General features: G+C 66.0%; 9 protein-coding genes and 1 pseudogene. 6 read left to right on the top strand and 4 right to left on the bottom strand.

Features of this window, described 5'->3' with window-relative positions; translation table 11 throughout:
• Window positions 1–411: 411 nt before the first annotated feature.
• On the top strand, window positions 412–603 hold the full coding sequence (locus tag IG88_RS0108030) for a hypothetical protein (protein WP_031036663.1): 192 nt from the start codon (window positions 412–414) through the stop codon (window positions 601–603).
• A gap of 370 nt (window positions 604–973) precedes the next feature.
• On the opposite strand, the gene IG88_RS43295 is transcribed toward IG88_RS0108030, so the two are convergent.
• Window positions 974–1519 carry a hypothetical protein gene (locus IG88_RS43295; protein WP_051851825.1) on the bottom strand — a complete coding sequence of 182 codons (546 nt, stop codon included), beginning with the start codon at window positions 1517–1519 and terminating at the stop codon, window positions 974–976.
• Window positions 1520–1825: 306 nt separating this feature from the next.
• Between IG88_RS43295 and IG88_RS0108015 the strand changes: the two genes are divergently transcribed.
• Complete coding sequence (locus tag IG88_RS0108015; RefSeq protein ID WP_158853847.1) at window positions 1826–2464, top strand: hypothetical protein; 639 nt, start codon at window positions 1826–1828, stop codon at window positions 2462–2464.
• A gap of 69 nt (window positions 2465–2533) precedes the next feature.
• Here IG88_RS0108015 and IG88_RS0108010 read toward each other — a convergent pair whose 3' ends face one another.
• The 3 genes from IG88_RS0108010 to IG88_RS43290 all read right to left on the bottom strand — a co-directional run bounded on the left by IG88_RS0108010 (window position 2534) and on the right by IG88_RS43290 (window position 13583).
• On the bottom strand, window positions 2534–9070 hold the full coding sequence (locus tag IG88_RS0108010; protein ID WP_234332067.1) for an RHS repeat-associated core domain-containing protein: 6537 nt from the start codon (window positions 9068–9070) through the stop codon (window positions 2534–2536).
• 117 nt (window positions 9071–9187) lie between these two features.
• The gene (locus IG88_RS0108005; RefSeq protein ID WP_031036652.1) at window positions 9188–12835 is read right to left on the bottom strand and encodes a LamG domain-containing protein; all 3648 of its coding nucleotides are present in this window, start codon (window positions 12833–12835) and stop codon (window positions 9188–9190) included.
• Window positions 12836–13406: 571 nt separating this feature from the next.
• Window positions 13407–13583, bottom strand: coding sequence for a hypothetical protein (locus tag IG88_RS43290; RefSeq protein WP_158853844.1), 177 nt, complete (start codon window positions 13581–13583; stop codon window positions 13407–13409).
• Window positions 13584–14023: 440 nt separating this feature from the next.
• Between IG88_RS43290 and IG88_RS0107995 the strand changes: the two genes are divergently transcribed.
• The 4 genes and pseudogenes from IG88_RS0107995 to IG88_RS45260 form a co-directional block, all read left to right on the top strand.
• Window positions 14024–15499: an NF041680 family putative transposase gene (locus IG88_RS0107995; protein WP_037835538.1), complete on the top strand. Its 1476-nt coding sequence runs from the start codon at window positions 14024–14026 to the stop codon at window positions 15497–15499.
• 59 nt (window positions 15500–15558) lie between these two features.
• Window positions 15559–16035: a hypothetical protein gene (locus IG88_RS0107990; RefSeq protein ID WP_037835488.1), complete on the top strand. Its 477-nt coding sequence runs from the start codon at window positions 15559–15561 to the stop codon at window positions 16033–16035.
• Window positions 16036–16340: 305 nt separating this feature from the next.
• Entirely contained in the window at window positions 16341–16751 is a 411-nt protein-coding gene (locus IG88_RS40160) for a hypothetical protein (protein WP_158853841.1), read from the top strand.
• Window positions 16748–17149 (top strand): annotated as a pseudogene (locus IG88_RS45260) (magnesium transporter MgtE N-terminal domain-containing protein); the annotation flags it as partial. The gene IG88_RS40160 and the pseudogene IG88_RS45260, both read left to right, overlap by 4 nt.
• Window positions 17150–17533: the final 384 nt, after the last annotated feature.

The raw sequence follows: 17533 nt of genomic DNA, 5'->3' as shown, positions 1-17533 counted from the left end.
CACGATCCACGGCCGAACACTCACACCCTCACGAACGGCCGAATCGTCACACCGGTCACGCCCGACCAGCACACTCAACAAGATCGTGTTACGAGCTCTTGGAGTCGTAGACGGCCAAAACGCGGCTGAGGTCCGGCGCGACGAGCGTGGTCATGTCCGGCGTCGCGGTGACGGCGAGGACCCCGTCGGGCAGTACGCACACCGCTGAACTGGGGTTTCCGTCCGTGATAATCCTCAAACGGAGAATGTGTCACAAAGCCCTTCCGAATGGCTGGCGGAAAACCGTCGGCCATCCTGAATCCCCTCCCTTCACATAGCGTCTCGGAACGGACAGAGGCCGCCCGGTGCAGGGTCGGCCTCCTCGCGTCCTCACCCCCTCACAGCCGCAAGCAGTAAGGAAGGGACCGCCCCATGGAAACACACCCCTGGAACAACCTCCCCCTCGAATGGCGCCGTCCCGGCCTCGCCGACACCACCCTCGCCAGCACCGCCTGGTACCTCCTCCACGTCCAGCCGCAGATCCCCGAGTTCATCGCCGCCACCGCGGCCCTCGTCATCCTGCGCTGCGTCCGCTTCCGCAACCCGACCGGAGGCCGCCGTTAGTTCCACCGACGGATGCGCTGCGCCCCCCACCACCAGATGGGTGAGGGCCGCGGCGCGTTCCCGGCCTCCTCGTCTCACGCCTTCATCACCGGCCGCCGCGCCCTGCGGCCGGCAGAGGAATATCGCACCCCCACCGACGCCGAGTGGGAGGACTTCCTCGGCCACTTCGAACGCCGCAAGCTCTCCGTCGGCACCTGCGCCCGCGCCTACGGCACCGCCTGCATCCACGAACACGCTTGTGTTCGTTCCTCCGGCCGGACCCGGCCCAGCGCGACCGGTTGGAGGAGATCCGCGACAACCTCGCCGCCCGCATGACCGGTTGGGAGGCCGCATCCGATGCCCTCAGAGTGCACCTCAAGACGAGTCCGGCTCACAAGCCACTGCGCAGCAGGGGGTACAGGGAGTCGGGTGCTTCAAGGACGCCCCAGTTGCGGGGCGGGCGTGGCCGTAGGCGCGACGGGAGTCTGATTCCCAGGTACGCGCTGCCTCCGAGTTCGGACCAGGTCGGGTCGATTACGCGGCCGTCCGGGTCGGTGCACCAGGCGTGGGCTGTTGGTACGGAGCTGTCCGTCGGGACGGCGAAGCCTTCGGTGTAGGCCAGGCGCGGGTGCTCCCGCTCAGTCGCTGCCGCGTTGGCGAAGCAGTGCCGCTCCGGGCCCGGCCGCACCTCGGCCGGGAGGGGGGCGGGGGCGCTCCAGCGGCCGTGCACGGCCACGAGGTCGTACACGGAGTGGTGCTTCCACCCGACGGTGCCGTCGAAGCCCAGATGATGCTGCAGGGCGAGGTGCGCTTCCAGGAAGTCTGCGAGCACTTGTTCGGCGGGGGACGTCGGCCGGGCGGCGGCGACATCGTCGACGGGACTGGGGACGGGGGTTGCGCCGGTCGGGACGCCCTCGCCGCCTGCGGAATTCAGCATGGCTCCCCTGCCCCGGTCCTCCACAATCTTCTGCCGAGTTCGCCGGGCCGGAAGATCAGGCGCATGGGGCGGTCGAGCTGGACGCCGGTCTGGCCGGGGGTGACCACGAACCCGTCGATGGGCCAGAGGGGCTGGCCGCGGCCGGAAGCCACACCCCGTAGGGACGCGCCGCATGCGGGGCAGTCGTGGTTACTGATCTTGTCGCCTCGTCGGATGTATCTCGGGAACCCCTGCTGCCGTCTCTCGGTGACCGAGTAGCAATGACAGCCGCGAAGCGAGGACGAGAGGGGTGCAATAATCGCAACCATGATTCCCCCATCGAGCATCAGCCTGCCCCAGTTTCTCACCAAGTGGTATGGTGAGCCGGATAAATCTGCGGCCCGTATCGTGAGCCACCCTCGGGTACCGTCAGCACTCACGGAATGGCATACCCTTGCTGCGCAGTGGTCCCGCCCTTTGATGGCGGTTAAGAAGTTCACCCCTATAGGGGATATCAACGTCCGCGACGGCATGAACGTCTTCATGACAGACCCAGGAGACGCCATCTGGGCCTTCGACCCAGCGACGCCAATGGCGGTTTACGAGGGGAGAATGTATGAAGAGTGGCGCAAGGTTCCGGAGACCTTTGAAGAATTCCTGATTCATAATGCGCTCGTTGAAACCGCGTACAATGCACCGCACAGACTGTCTTGCGACTCCATCCGCAATGACCGAATGGTCGATGTTCTCGCGCCGATGGAAGAGGTAGCGTTTGGGGAGTGGAACTGGCCCGCGCCGGGCCATCGCGTATTCGCCAACGATACCCTGATCGCCCATATCGGTCCCGCGCTGAGCGAAGGCGGACCGTTGGATATCCCGTCAGCCTGTAGCGAAGTTCAGATCGGCGCCATCGACCCGACAGAAACGTCCTATCTGCGCAACATTTCGGACACCGACTGGTTCTGAGCATCCGCAGGCCATTGAAATTGCCCCTCGCATTCGACAACAAAGGCGAGGGGCAACCAAGTTGTTTTTCTATTCCTTGCGGCCAAAGGTTGGGCTATGGACCTCTCCTGCACTATCCCTATAAGTCACAGTCAAAGTCGCACCTTCGGGAAGCATGCGATCCAGCCGATCTAGACAGGCACTGCAGATGTAGTCCTGATCGATGAAGAGGTGCCCGTTACTCCATCCTTGACTCCGCATTAGGGCCACCGCGTGAGTCTCGGCGTGCTCACGGTTTACTGTGCCCGTCCCTGGCGGGTCCACATAGCCGGCAGGCTGGTTTCGCTTACCCGAGGAAATGGGAATTGCATCGTCATAACCCTCAACGTAAAGTGCGCCGTTCGTCCCTCCAGGCTTACTGAATGCACCCTTCGCTGCTGCGGCCGCCGCGAGCCCTTCTTCGTTTGTTAGTTTCACGCCGAGGCTACTTGCGGGCCCCTTAACTCCACCGGCAGAAAGGCGAAGCTTAGCCGTGCCGACGAATCCAAGAAATATACTGGAGGCGTACGTCGCTCCACCGGACGAGAATGCACTGCCTGACGTATCACACGCTTCATCTTTATGGAAGAACGTGCAGTTGAAGTAGTCGTCAAGGACGGTTAGTTCTTTATAGGCGCGAAGTACTCTCTTCCGAAATTCTGCGTCGCATCCATTACTCGTAGAGACGTTGCACAGGTCCGTCCGGAACGGGCTTGGCAGGTCTATCTCACCTTGGAGGGCACCCTGGCAAAGGGTGCCGCAACCGGTCCAATCGTCATCGCTACTGCCGCTGTCTTCCCACCCACCGCTGTCGTCGGGGACTTGGTGCTGGTCTTTGATGCCGCCCGTCCCATTGGGCCCGCATTCGTTCCAACCGCCGACACAGTCGGCGAGCCTGGTTCCGGTGGGATCGGACTGTGTGACGGGGTTGTTTGCGGCGTAGCTGTAGCCGTTGAGCGTTTGCGGTCTTTCGACTTCGAGCACAGGGTCGACGCTGATGAATTGACCGATGGTGGGGTCGTATTCGCGGGCGCCGATGTGGGTGAGGCCGGTTGTGGTGTCGCGGGTTTTTCCGAGGAAACCCCTGTCGTCGGGCCAGGGCCCGTAGAGGAGCTTGCCGCGGCCTTCGCCGAACGGGGTGGTGTAGCGCTTGGTGAATTTCTGGTCGAGTCGGTCGACGGCGAGGCTGGAGGTGCCGTGGTGGTCGCTGATGAGGAAGGTGACCTTGGTGGTTCCGGTCTGGTTGGTGCGCATGCCGGCGGTGATGCCGTCGGCGGTGTAGTAGCGCTGGGCCCAGCTGGTGCCGTCGGCTCGGAGGTGCAGTTCGGTGGTGCCGGCGTAGAGGACGCGTTCGCCGTTTTCGGTGGTGCGGATGAGGAGGGTGCCGTCGGCGCCGTAGAGGTAGTCGGTGGACTGGTCACCTTCGGTGACTTGGCTGAGCTTGCCCTCGTCCGACCAGGCAAGGTCCTGCGTCGAGTCGTCGGCGACACCGGGGCGCTTGGTGGTGTTGCCGGTGGTGTCGTAGGTGTAGGTGCGTTCGGGGTTGGTGCAGTCGGTTTTGGTGGTGGTGCCGGTCAGGGTGTGGGGCTGTTTGGTGTTGGTGTAGCAGTAGGTGGTTTTCGTGGTGGAGGTGCTGGTGTGCTGGGTTTCGGTGGTGCGCTGGCCTGCGGGGTTGTAGGTGTAGGTGGTCCAGTAGGGGGCCGGGCCTGAGAGTGTGCTGGCGTTGCGGGTGTCGGTGCAGTTCTGGGTGGTGGGGGTCCAGGCTTCGGTCAGGCGCTGGTGGGCGTCGTAGGTGAAGCATTGGGTTTCGGGGCTGCTGGTGCCGCCGAGGGTGGTGGGGTCGCTGATGGAGGTGACGTTGCCGGCCTGGTCATAGCTGTAGTTCAGCTCTTGCAGGTGGTAGTCGTGGGTGTGGTCTTGGGTGAAGGTTTGGGTGAGGCGGTCGGTGCCTTCTTCGAAGCGGTTGGCGACGTAGACCCGGTCGTCGTCGGTGCCCATGGTGAGCAGGAGCGGTTTGGCCAGGGCTGAGTAGTCGATCTCGGGCAGGTAGGTGCCGATGGCGGTGAGGTTGCCGAGGTCGTCGTGCTTGTAGCCGACGATTTCGGAGGGCAGGCCGCCCAGAGCTGGGTCTGTGGTCTGCTTCAGTGTTCCGTCGATGTTGTAGTGCGTTTCCGAAGCGACGGTGGCCGACTGGCCGGCTTTCACGAACGGGTCGCTGGCGGGCAGCCGCAGTTCGGTGTTGGTGGCGCGGCCCATGGTGTCGTAGGCGGTGACGGCCTGGGTGTAGGCGGCTCCGTTCTTGCCGCCGATGTAGCGGGTGGACGAGGTCGGCAGGCCCTTGAGGAGGGTGTCGTAGGTGTAGCCGGTGAGCTGGTTGGCGTCGGTCTTCGAACCGCTCCAGGTGCCGGTGGGGCGGCCGAGTTCGTCGTATGCGCTCAGGATCGACTTGCCGCGGGAGTCGGTGGTCTTGATGACCTGGTCGAGGGCGTTGTATTCGCTGCTCGTCTTGCCCTTGTCGGGGTCGTCGGTGCTGGTCTGGCGGCCGAACAGGTCATAGCCGTAGGACCAGGTTGCCCCGTCGGGCCCGGTGATCGTCTTCTGGCGGCCATCGAGACCGTAGGTGAACTTCGTTGCGGTGTAGCTGGTGCCGGGGCCGGTGCCGAAGGCGGTGTCGGCGGGGCTTTCACCGGCGTAGTTGCGCGTTTCGGTGGTCCTGCCACGGATGTCGGTGATGGTGCGCTGGGCGGAGCCACCGTCGAGGGCGGTGGTGGCGGTGGAGTCACCGGTGTAGCTGGTGGTGGTCGCCCACTTCTTGACCCCGCCCACGTAGAAGGTGCTGGTGGTGGGGCGGGCAGCGCCGTCGAAGACGGTCTCGGTCTGCTTGGGGGCACCGCCGTATTCAGCGCGGGTGTAGGTGCCGTTGGGGGTGCTCTTGTTGTCGAAGATGTCGGCGAAGGTTTCGTAGGCCAGGCCGCGGGTGTCGTAGTGCGTGTCGGTCAGTAGCCGTCCGCCGTCGGGGGTTGGGGACTGGGTCTGCAGCGACCGCAGCAGGGAGTCGTACACCGCATAGCTGGTGACGTAGGCGTCGCTGTTGGTCAGAGTGGAGGTGGACACCCAGGACGGATTGGTGTTGTCCAGGTGGTAATCGAAGGTGACGTTCGGTTTCTGGCTGCTGCTGCGGTTGGGCAGCCGCACTTCCTTGACCCGGCCGAGCGCGTCGTACTTCTGCTCGGTGATCTTGCTGTTGATGTCGACGCTCTGCCGGACCAGGCCGCGGCGGGGGTCGAGGAAACTGTAGGAGCGGTAGCCCTTGGGGTCGGTCGAGATCGTTTTGGTCAGGGGGCCGGCATCGGCGGGTGTATAGGCGGTGGAGGTGGTGCGGCCGACAGTGTCGGTGACGGCGAGTGGCCGGCCGAGGGTGTCGTAGGTGGTGGTGGCGACGGTCTGCCAGCCGGACGGCAGGCGCTGCCCGTCACTGTCGGCCGTGGTGGTGTAGCCGGTGGCGCGGCCGGTCCAGGTGGCCTGGCCCTTGGTGGGCTTCTGGGTAGCCAGCCAGGTGGTGGCGTCAGTCTTGTCGTAGACCGTCGCGGTATCGGCGAGGACGTCGCCGGATGTGGTGCTGGTGGCGGGCAGGTTCAGGCCGGCGTCGGTGACCGAGCACTGCTTGGCGACGGTGCGGGTGCGCGAGACCAGGCTAGTAATGCCGGCGTCGGGGTTGCGGGCGTACCAGGTGCGGGTGCAGGTTTCGTCACCGCCGAGGCCGGCCTGGCCCCAGTCGTCGGCGGCGTACACCATGCCGAGGTCGTCGTACTTCTGGCCGGTGGTCTGGGTGCGCCAGGTTTTGGAGCCGGTGAGGTAGGTGCTGGTGTAGGTGGAGGAGTTGCGCACCCACAGGGCGGTGTGGTCGGCGGCGTCCGGGACCGTCTGGGTGGCCGTGTTCTTGTAGGTGTAGTTCTTGAAGACGCTGCTGATGGGCTGGCTGCCGTTGTAGGTGACCTGCTGGCGCAGCAGACCCTTCCAGCGGTCCGCGTCCGAAGTGCCGGAGAAGTCAACGTCCGTGTCGAGCAGGGGGTTGACGGTGACGGATTTGGTAGTCCCGTCCTTTTTCTTGTCGCCGTGCATGCCCTGCAGGTAGAGGGAGACGCTCTTGGAGCGGGTGCCGCCGGCGGCGCCGGTGTAGGCGGTGACCTGGCGGTAGCCGCGCCAGTCCGACCAGGTCCGTTCGTCCTTCGGTGTGAACGGGTCGTCGTTGTAGTGCCAGGCACCGCCGCTGTAGGAGTAGGCGTACTCAACGGCGGGGTTGGTGACGGCTGCGTCGTGGACGCCGACGGCGGTGACGCGGTACTTGTGGAACCAGTCGATCGCCGCGTTCTCGTTCCCGTTGATGTGCCAGTACTGCGGGTAGCAGGAGCGGGTGTTTGTGTCCGGTGCCGCGTCCAGGGCCTCGCTGCGCGTGCACTCCGGTGACGACAGGGTCACCGCGGTGACGGCGCCGGTCTCGGAGGTGATGGTGGAGATCCGTGGCCGGGTCAGGGGCAGGATGTCGTCGGTGCCGTCGACGCGGTTCGGCCGCGTCTGATAGGTGAACGTGACGGGGTCGACCGTGATGACCGTGTCGCCTGCCTTCGCGGTCCGCTTCAGGTCGGTGAGGGTGAGGACCTGGTCGGAGCTGTCGCCGATGTCACCGCCGTCCAGGTACTTCTCGGTCAGGGCCCAGGAGTCCACCGGGTCGTAAGCGCTGCTGGTGGCGTTGTAGGAGGAGGTGTCGATGCTGGTCAGGCGCTTGCGGGTGAAGAAGGACGGACCGGCCGCGTTGCATTCGTCGTCGTCCTTGGAACAGATCGCGTCGAACGGCACGTCCGGCCAGTTCTCGGCGGTGTCCTTGGTCAGACTGCCGCACTTTTCGACCGAGACGGTGCAGCGTTCCTTGTAGGTGAGGGTGACCTTGGCGTCGGCCTTGTCGGTGAACAGGGCGTCTTTGCGCAGGCCGTACTCGATGCGGTCGAGGTGGCCGCCGCGGTCGTAGGGTTCGCTGGCCTTGGTCGCTTTGTTCTTCTTGTAGTAGTTCGACTCCTTGGTGTACCAGTACGTGGAGGCGTTGCCGCGGGTGTCTTCGATGTAGTCGAGGTTCCAGCGCCATGCCTGGGTGAGGGCGCGGTCGGCGAAGGTGTCGCCTCCGCTGTAGCCGGGTTCGCCGGAGTCGTCGCCGAAGACGGGCACGGTCCAGGTGGAGTTGGTGCGCTGGGTGCCGGCGCCGTCGAGCTTGTTCTTGCCGAAGACGTACTTGGTGCCGTCGCTGGTGGTGACGGTCCAGTATTCGCCGTTGTCGTCGTTGTTGTCGGCGCCGGTGGAGCGGGTCACCGTAGAGGCGTCGTCGTCCTCCAGGTGCCAGGCGCCGCTGGTGTTGTCCTTGACCAGGCGGGTCGACTTGCCGTTCAGGACCAGGCTCGCGTTGTCGTACTTCCAGCACTGGTCGAAGACGTCGTCGTGACCGTCGTCGTCGCAGGAGCCGTAGGTGCGGGTGATGTAGGACTCGGTGATGGTGAAGCCCTCGCCCACCGACGTGGTCTGGTTGTTCGTCGTGGCGGTGCGCCCGTCGACACTGCCCGAGTCGTACGACAGCGACAGGGGCGGCACCGGGCCCGCCGCAGCCGGGGGCATGGCGAAGTCGTAGGACCAGGTGAAGGAGCCGGAGCTGCCGCCTGCCTGCCAGGACGAGGACTCCGACAGCTTCGTCGCCGAATAGTCGCCCGCGCCCTTGGGTGATGGACCCGACCCGGCCGAGGCTGCCGTCACCGCCAGCACCGTCGCGTTCGGGGCGGCACTGCCCGCCTCGGCCAGCAACTGAGCGGACGGCCCGGCGGTCGCCTGGCTGAGGGTGACCTTCGCAGACACCGCCTGACCGTTGAGATCGTTGTCAGAAGGAACGGGCGTCTGCTTGCGGCACTCTGCCTTGTCCGGAGTCGTCAGCACACAGGATGGCAACTGGACCAGGTGCAGTCGCTGGGACCAGCCGCCACCGATCGCCGAGGCGAAGCTGCTGTAGTCCACGCGGACGTTCGCTGTGCCGGGTGTTTCGGCGGCTGCTGTGAGCAGGACGCCGGTCACCCCGGCCTTGCGGGCGGTCTGCTGGTCCAGAACGGTCAGCTGTGCCTCGCCGTCTGCTTGAGCTGACGGGGCGGTGGAGCGCTTGCTGGTGCCCGTGGTCGGAGTGATGGTGACGGGCAGGCCACCCGGAGCGATCTTGGCGCTGCTGCCGCTGTTCAGCGTGAGCGTTGTCGTGGCCTGCTTCGGCCAGGCGGCATTGCGTTCTGCTGTGGCCTTCTTGGCCTGCTGGGCGTTGGCCTTGCGTTCCTTGGCAACCTTGGCCCGTGCCTTGTTCGCGTCGGCTTCGAAGGCCTTGACCTTCGACACGGGGGACTTGGGGACGTCGGGGCGGCCCAGGCCCTCCTGTTCTGCTGCCAGCGCGACCTGGGCCAGCCCGGTCGGGACGATCAGCGCCAGCGCCACTGCCTGCGCCAGCAGCCGGCCCTTGCCATGCCGGCCTGCTCCGTCCCGGCGTCTTGAGGTGCCTATGCCAAAGCCCATGGTTCTTGCCCCACCCAGTCCCTACGAAGGAAGTCCGTCGCGCAGCGCGCCGCCGCGTGTGCCATCGCTTGATGTGGTGGGGGCGGACGCCGGTGTCCGCCCCTCACCGTTCGTCCGTCAGTCGCCGACAGTGGTCTCGCTGATCTGTTCTGGCGTCGTCATCGCTCCAGCCCACAGGCGTGCCTCGCGTACGCGGGCGGGCAGGTAGTGCTGCCATTTCCCGTTGCTGAAGCCCTTGCCGAGGGCGAAGTCACCTGTTCCGGCCTGTGCGGTGAAGACCTGGGGTGTGCCGTTGGCGATGTTGCCGACGTAGAGGGTGATGGTGCCGTCAGCGGCATTGAAGACTCCGGTCAGGCGGACCATGTCGTCCATGGCTGCGCTTGCTTCCGAGGCCACGGCGTCAAGGGTTCCGTCAGCATTGAGTCGGCCGAAGTACCAAAAGCCCTCCGGGACGGTTTTGAACTCTCCTGTCGTCTCGTCGAACTCGCTGGTACTGCCGGTCCGCTTGTACCATATGCCCCATGCCGAGCCGTCCGCGGTGCGCTGGCCCAGGACCTGGCCGATGTAGCCGTCGGTCTTGGAGGCGACCTTGTCCGGGTCTAGGGCTGCCAGGGTGGTGACGGTGAACGAGCCGGATTCGTCTACAAGTGGTCCTGGTGCGGTGGCTGCGTCGTCCGCGCCGTCCAGGGTGATGGCCTGGTCGTTCAGCGACGCTCCGCCGGTCAGGGTCAGCGGCTTGCCGTAGCCCGAGGCCATGCTGTCGGGGATGATGGTGCCGCTGCCGTGGTCAGCCGACCAGTCCGCCACCAGTTCCACCGCCGCCCGGTTCGGCGAGTTCATCGGCTGTGCGAGATCCGCGATCTCCTGCGGCTGCAGTGCCCGCTGCCACACGGCGGGCTCGTCCATGTTGCCTTTGAAGTAGTCGCTGTAGGTGTCCGACCAGTGCATGCGGCCCATCTGCAGCGGGCCGGTCGCCGCCCACGCGGTCGTATAGGGCGCGGTGCCCTGCAGCTTGCCGTTGACGTACAGCCGGATCTCCTGCTTCTCCGCGTCGTAGACGCCGGTCAGAAGGGTCCAGGCTCCGATGGTCGGCGCGTTGGCCGAATTGACCTGGGCGTATGACCAGGTGTCGGTGACCGGGGCGTCCTTGTTGACCGCGCGCAGCGCCCATCTGCCCTTCGAGTGTTCGTAGCCGAGGGCGAAGGGGCTGCGGTGTCCGCCGTCCTGGCTGAGGACCGTGGAGTTGTGGGTCGGCGCCTCCGTCAGCCGTGCCCACGAGGAGACCGTGTAGGAGGCCCGGGTCTCCAGGACCTGGCCGGCCGTGGCCGCGTAGCTCGTGGTCCCGTTCAGGGACAGGGCCTTGTCGGTCTCGGGCTCCTGCGGGGCGTCGTGAGCGTCGTGGGTGATCTCGCCGAGTCGGCCGTGGTCGTCGCGTTCTGCTCCCCCGGCCAGGGTCGCGTCGTCGGCGTCGTCCATGGTCTTGGCGGAGTCGAGGGCTGCTCCTTCATCCTCCGAGAAGTCCCAGCGTCCGACTTCTTTCTCACCGACATCGACGAGGAAGTCGACCACGGAGGCCGCCCCGATTCTGCCGATCACGTCTTTGGGCATCACATACAGGCTGTACAGGCCCGCTTTCGGCGGCGTGATCGTCACGGATTTCGTGGAGCCCTGCACCGTGGACCAGCCATCGTCGGAGGACAGCCGGTACAGGTAGGCGGAGTTTGTGTCGCCTTCGGCAGGTGCGAAGGTGAACTTGCCGGCTGTCCCAGGCCCGCCACCGGCCTTGCAGTCGTTGGTCACACACTCGCTGTACGGTGCTCCGACCGTGATCTTCGGTGCCTTGGGGCGTGTCGGGTCGACCTTGAAGAAGCAGAAACCGTTGGAGGCCGCGCTGCTCAGGTGGGAGCCGTTGTTGTAGTAGGACCAGGTCCAGGCGTGGTAGCGGTACAGCTTGCCCTCGACCAGACTCGACCATTTGAGTGAAACACCCTGATTGTCTGCCACGTACCCCGTGGAGGGACTGAGTGAGCCGGTCGAGGGCGGGGTGACGTCCGACCAGCTCGCGTCGGCGTTCTTCACGTCGATGTCGAAGTACACGCGAAGCTGCGCTTCCTTCTCCCCGCCGGCCTTGGTCTGCGGAGTGGCCTTGAGGTTCGGCGCGGGGTAGGAAACGATCGCCGGGTCGCTCTCCGACGTATTGCAGACGGGCTTGGTACTGCTCCCGCCTCCCTGCAGACCGACAGCGCTGGGCTTCTCAGGCAGGCCGACGAAGTCGACCGCAAGCACGGCGTCGTTCTTGAACCGCTTCCACGCTGAGGTGTCCGACTCGTCGTGCGCCCGGATCTCCAGGGTGAGGCGGGAGAACTTGCCCGCAGCGAAGCTCTGCACGGTCGGAGTGAGGTTCTCGTTCGACTCCTCCGGGTTGTCGTTGAACTCGATAGGCGCATCCGGCGAGTCCGGGTCGCACAGCGAGCCCCGGCCCGCCGACACCCACCGGTCGCCCATCCAGTCGAGTTCCTTCGGCCGTGACGACCAGGTGGTGGAGGAGGAGATGTTGTTGGTGCGAACCAGATCCACCCAGCGCGGATCGCACTGGAACGCCCACGGCTCGGTGACCCGGAAGGTGGCGTCCAGGATTTTCTTGCCTTTCAGGCTGTCCGGGGAGAACTCGAAGTACAGCTTCTGCACGTAGCCAGGACCGCAGTAGTAGCCGGACCAAGAGCCGCACTTGCCCGCACCCTTGCCCAGGCCGTCGTCCCCGTTGCCCCAGCCGTAGGACTCGTAGCCGTCACTGCGCAGCAGCGTACGTTCCGACTCCCCCCACGTGATCGGGGGGTCGATGAAGACCGGGAAGGCCGAGGGCTCGGTGGAGGTCAGCATGTTCGTGTCGGGGATGACCGACAGTGCGTCCTGGGTGACCTCGACGTCGATGCGAGCCACGGTGTCTCCCTGGCCCGGTTCCTGGCCCGAGCCGGACGGTGCGCTCTCCGCCGGGTCCGACGGCTGCCCCTCCTGGGCCCCGCCCGGAGTGTCGGCGGCCTGAACGGTCACCAGCTGCGGTGCGGTCCCGCCGCCGGTGTCCTGGCCGGCCGAGTCCCACATCCGGGCCGGCGGCGCCTTGAAGACCGTGGTGCCGTTGCCGTCGACCGCAGCCAGGTTCCCCGCCGCCCCCTCACGGACGGTCAAGTTCTGCGTGTCCAGGCCGAAAGTGAGCTTCTCCAGCTCATCACTGGCCGCCGCTTCGGGGGTCTTCACCACCAGGACGTACTTGAAGCTCTCCGGCGTGGCGGTCACCCGCAGGTCGACGTCCTTCAGCACCTCCGGGTACACGGCACTGGACCCCTCCAGGCGCGGGACGGGCAACTGGCCCGGCCAGTCCAGCGCCAGAGAGCGCCCCTGATCCTCGATCCGCGCCAGCGGGCCGGCGTCGCCGCCCCCGGAGAACGCCATCTGCACGGCAGCCCCCTTCGGGCCCACCGTGCCGTCCGAACGCTTCACCAGGGTCGGATCGGGTGCCTGCCACCCACCGTCCGCAGCCGGGGCGCGGACCGGTGTGGAGGACTCCTCCAGCGTGAACGTGTGACCGTCCGGATTGGCGAAGACTGTCGTCCGCGCCGTGCGCTCCCCGGTCACCTCCACCCGCTGACCAGAGTCCTGCGCCTGCGCGAGGGCCTTCTGCCCCTCCGACAACGGCGCAGCGGGCGGCTCGTCCTCAGCCGCGGCGTAAGCCGCCGGTCCCGGAACGACGGCCACAACGACCGCCATGCACACGGCCGCCGTCAGACCCGCGCCCGCTGCGCGGCCGCGTCTTCCGTCCGGTCTCCCCGCACGGCCCCTCCGTCCGGTCAGCATTCGTTGCCCGGCACGCAATCGGATCCACATCCCCGCCACACCCCGCCCACAAGATTCACAAAGTAGCCAGGGGTAACTAACGCCTCAACAGAACGCCACGTCAACGGACGGAAACGGACATCAACACGCCAAGTTCCGGAAGGCCATGTGAGGGACCCCACGTTTGGGCATGGTTGTACGACATGTGATCACGTTTACGTAACCATCATGACCCGTTAGGGCGGCAGCCTGACCCGCCGGAACTTCGGTCCAATGTGCCGTCTCTGCCGTGCATCGGCACCGCCCGCGGGCAGTCCGAACCCCCACGAGTCCGGGCCTCCCAAGTGCACAGGAGGGACGATGGGCGCGGCGCTACAACCATGGTTGTGCCGTTCGCGGGCCAGTGCCATGAGCTGCTCACGAGTGCAGTTGACCGGGATGTTGCCAGCCTTGAGGCACCCGACGGCGGCTGTGAGAGTGGAGTGCTCCAGCCAGCTGCAACCACTCAGTGCGGCGGCGCTGGCATAGGCGCCCGTCGTAGACGGTGGATGATGACGAGCAGTTCGCCGCCGTAGCGGCTGATGACGGCGATGAGCATGCCGCACCCGTCAGCGGACCGATCGTGGGCGTCGGCCTGCTCGGCTACTCCGCGGACCCAGGATTCGCCGACGCGCAGGATCACACGGCCACACTCAGCTGGGAGTCTGTGCACAGGGCGTCGAGATGCTGCTCCAGATCATCGAGGAGCCATCCGTGCTCATCTGACACCTAGACGACGGGTCCCCTCGCGCCAGATGTCCGCGGTCGGCGCTCCAGTCTTCGAGCGCGGTCCGACTCGCTGAAGGACTGCAGCTTGACCAACGAGCGAGGATGTCCTCGGACAGGCCCAAGGCTTCCTTGTCACCTGGTTGTTGATGTACAGGTCGTCAACCCTCGTGACACACTGCGCCCAGCCTTGGACCGGTTGCTGCGGGCGGTGACGGCGATGAGCTTGTCACTTATGGTCCGGTGTCGAACGCGGCTCGAACTTGGTCAGCGTTTTCGCAGTTCGGCGGACGTGTAGGCGGCCTTCGTCTGATCCTGTGCTCCGTCACAGAGTGGATCAGCGCGAAGGCCGTGACCGTGAGCTTGGTGCACCAGGGCGTCCTGCGGGATGCGTTCGCGGAAGTGTCACACTTCCGGTCGGAGCTGTACGCGTGTCTGACCGCACGTGGCGACGCGTTGTTCGAGCTGTGCGACGCGTTGCTGTGCACGGACGGGCCGGTGCGGACGCTGGTCGATCTCGCGCTCGCGCCCGAACACCGCCGTGGGCATGGAGCTCTGTACGGCGGACTCAACCAGGGCCGCATCGACGTCGCCCGGCTGCGTCGGGCCCTGGCTGGGGTGCCGTTGCCCAGGGCGGCGGACGGCCGGCTCGTGCTGGCGGTGGATGTCTCGCCGTGGCTCCGGCCGGACGCCAACACCAGCGCCGACCGGGCCTTTTGCCACACGTTCGGCCGGGGTGAGGGCAAGCATCAGATGGTGCCCGGCTGGCCTTACTCGGTGGTGGCCGCGCTGGAGACCGGCCGCACGTCCTGGACGGCGGTGCTGGACGCGGTGCGCCTGGACCCTGGCGCCGACGTCGCTGCGGTGACCACGGTCCAGCTCCGCGAGGTCGTCGAACGGCTCGTCGCCGCCGGTCAGTGGAAGCAGGGCGACCCCAACGTCCTGGCCGTCCTGGACACCGGATACGACGCGCCCCGCATCGCTCACCTGCTGGGCGACCTGCCCGTCGAGATCCTGGGCCGACTGCGGTCGGACCGGGTGATGCGCCGGCCGACGCCCTCGCTCAAGGAGTACGCCCTGTCCTATCCCCAAGGCGGGCGACCGCCGAAGCACGGCGGCGAGTTCGTCTTCGGCGACCCGGCCACCTGGGGCACCGAGCAGGCCGTGACGGTCACCGATACTCGCCGCTACGGGAAGGCGACCGCGCAGGCATGGGACCGGCTGCATCCGAGGCTGACACGTCGGGCGGCCTGGCTCGACCACGACGGTCCGCTGCCTCTCATCGAGGGCACCGTCATCCGTCTGGTCGTGGAGAAGCTGCCCAGCGGCGGGGTCAACAAGCCGGTCTGGCTGTGGTGGTCGGGCACCGACGCCACCACCGGCGACGTGGACCGCTGCTGGCAGTCCTTCCTCCGCCGCTTCGACATCGAGCACACATTCCGCCTGTTCAAGCAGACGCTCGGATGGACCAAGCCCCGGCTTCGCAGCTCGGAAGCAGCCGACCGGTGGACCTGGCTGGTGATCGCCGCCTATGCCCAGCTCCGGCTCGCCCGCCCGCTGGCCGCTGACCTCCGGCGCCCCTGGGAGAAGCCAGCCGAGCCGAACAGACTCACTCCCGCCCGCGTCCGACGGGGGTTCAGGAACCTGCGCACGAAGACCGGCACTCCTACCGGTGCACCGAAACCGTCCCGCCCTGGACCCGGCCGTCCGCCGGGCTCAAAGAACCGTCACCCCGCCACCCGTCATGACGTGGGCAGAGTCCTCGCGACAGGCGAGGCGTATACCCGTCCCGCCCATCACAAGGTGGGCACCAAGCCTCGCCGCACAGCGTGAACCCGCAGCTCACGCCACCTCGACAACCGATGCACCTCCCACCAGGCAAAATGAGCGGCATGGTCAACGACGGGAACACCAGCTTCGTGCTGCCGCGGGGGGCGACAGGCTTCTTCTGGCCGAAGGAGGGCCCACTCCCGAAGACCGACCTGCGGGCGTTCCGCGCCGCTCTGTATGCCGCTGCCCGCGGCGCCGGGGGCAAAGTGGGCGACGTGGAGGAACAGGCATACCCTCGGACCTTCCACACCGCATCGGTCGTCGGAGGCGCAGGCGAGAGCATCGTCCTATGTCACGCTCATCACCCCTGGATCGCCTTCGCCCAGACACGTCGGGACTGGTACGGGGAGGAGTTCCTCGCACCGCCTCCGTGGGCTCATGCCTTTACCGACGCGGGCTTCGTCGTCCTGAGCAGCAAGTTGCTTGCCACACCGCTTTCCGACGTGGACACCTCAGTGCTCGGGCCGGGCGAGTGGCGTGAGGTCCGCTTCTACAGCATCACGACGTTGGGCGGAGTGCTCTTCAACGCATGGGACTGACAAGCAAGCAGAGCCGTTAAACGACAAGTTCAGAAGCTGTGTCTGAGCCCTGCATGACAAGCGGCTATAGCCTCCGACGTGGGTGGATGTGGCGATCGAGTTGGACGGACTCACTGAACCCATCTCCCCGCGAGTAGCTACTGGCTCTGCCGATCGGGGACGGCGCGTTGCTGCGTGTGTGATGGCGCGTTGATGCCGGTGTGGTGGGCGGCGCTAGAGGCCAAAGCGGAGTAAAATCCGGCGCGTTGACGCGAAGCGAGGGGGGGGATCCCGTGCTGCCAGAGGCTCTGACGGCGGTAGCCGCGATGGCAGGAACCGCAGTCGTGCAGGCTGCTGGTACCGACGCCTGGAACACCTTCCGTGAGCGGCTCGGCCGGATGCTGGGTCGCGGCGGGGAGCAGGCAGAGAGCGGTGAGCTTGCAAGGCTTGATCGAACAGCCGCTGAGATTGCCTCTGCCGATCCGACAGAGGCTGATTCAGTGAGGACGTACCAGGCCGGAGTGTGGCGAACCCGGGTAGAGCTGCTGTTGGAAAGTCTCGATGAGTCGCAGCGAGAGGCGTTCGCAGCCGAGCTCCGTGCCGCTATGGAAGACGTCGCTGGCAATGATTCGGCTCAGCAGGTCTGGAACGGCGGCGTCACCATGAACGGTCTCGCAACGGGCCAGTCACGCATGTATCAGCTCGGCCAGGGCACGATGAACATCTCCGAGTCATGACGGAGACCGGGGCTGGGGAGCCGGGCGACGGCACAGCAATGCATGCCCATGCAGAGGGCAACGCGCGTGTCTACCAGGTGAGACAAGGAAACATCCACATTGGCACGGACTTCACTCGCACCGTGGCGAGTGAGTTGTCCAGCACGTCCGTGACTGCGGCGGCGGCACGCCTTGCCGAAATGCCGCTTGATCAGGCAGTAGCTGTCTGTGTCGCCATGGAAGTGGACGTGGCGGCTATGAGGCTTGGCTTACTGTCCCCGCAGCGAACCGGCGAGATGCTCGCCACCATGGACGAAGTGCGAGCCATAATGCTGCTCGCTTCCATGTCTGATTCCTCGGCGGTTGACTCTCTCTGCGCCATGCCCAGCGAAAACGCGGAGCATCTCATGGCCGTGATGCCGCGTGAGATTGTCGCGAAGATGCTTGCCGCGGGCCGTGCGCTGGACGTCTTGGCGCTGCTTCCGCCAGAGACTGCGGCGCAGATGATTGGCAATAACACCTCGGACGCCTTGGCGAAAATCATCAGCTCTCTTCCCAGAGAATCTGGACTACCGCTGCTTGGGGCGCTGCCGAAATATCATCAGACGGACATCCTTCGCGAGATGCCCGATGCATGGCTGGTCAGTTCCCTTCGCGACAGTCCACCTCACGTGGCCTCACAGGTAGTGACGGACCTTGGTGTTGAACGCGCAGCTTCCTTCGTCATCGAGCTGCCTCAGCGGAGAGAGGTGTTCCAAGCTCTCTCGCCATACGACGCAATCTTGCTTTTTAGAAGCATGGGG

It is taken from the genome of Streptomyces sp. NRRL F-5650 (genome assembly GCF_000721365.1).
In the GTDB taxonomy this organism is placed as follows: Bacteria; Actinomycetota; Actinomycetes; order Streptomycetales; family Streptomycetaceae; genus Streptomyces; species Streptomyces ardesiacus.
Note: the sequence above shows the minus strand (reverse complement) of the source record. Positions and strands in the feature narration are given on the sequence as shown.

What these genes read in the sequence shown, in the direction of transcription:
- IG88_RS0108030 (WP_031036663.1), top strand. Translation starts at nt 412, where the DNA reads ATGGAAACACACCCCTGGAACAACCTCCCCCTCGAATGGCGCCGTCCC.
- IG88_RS43295 (WP_051851825.1), bottom strand. Translation starts at nt 1,519, where the DNA reads ATGCTGAATTCCGCAGGCGGCGAGGGCGTCCCGACCGGCGCAACCCCC.
- IG88_RS0108015 (WP_158853847.1), top strand. Translation starts at nt 1,826, where the DNA reads ATGATTCCCCCATCGAGCATCAGCCTGCCCCAGTTTCTCACCAAGTGG.
- IG88_RS0108010 (WP_234332067.1), bottom strand. Translation starts at nt 9,070, where the DNA reads ATGGGCTTTGGCATAGGCACCTCAAGACGCCGGGACGGAGCAGGCCGG.
- IG88_RS0108005 (WP_031036652.1), bottom strand. Translation starts at nt 12,835, where the DNA reads ATGGCGGTCGTTGTGGCCGTCGTTCCGGGACCGGCGGCTTACGCCGCG.
- IG88_RS0107990 (WP_037835488.1), top strand. Translation starts at nt 15,559, where the DNA reads ATGGTCAACGACGGGAACACCAGCTTCGTGCTGCCGCGGGGGGCGACA.
- IG88_RS40160 (WP_158853841.1), top strand. Translation starts at nt 16,341, where the DNA reads ATGGCAGGAACCGCAGTCGTGCAGGCTGCTGGTACCGACGCCTGGAAC.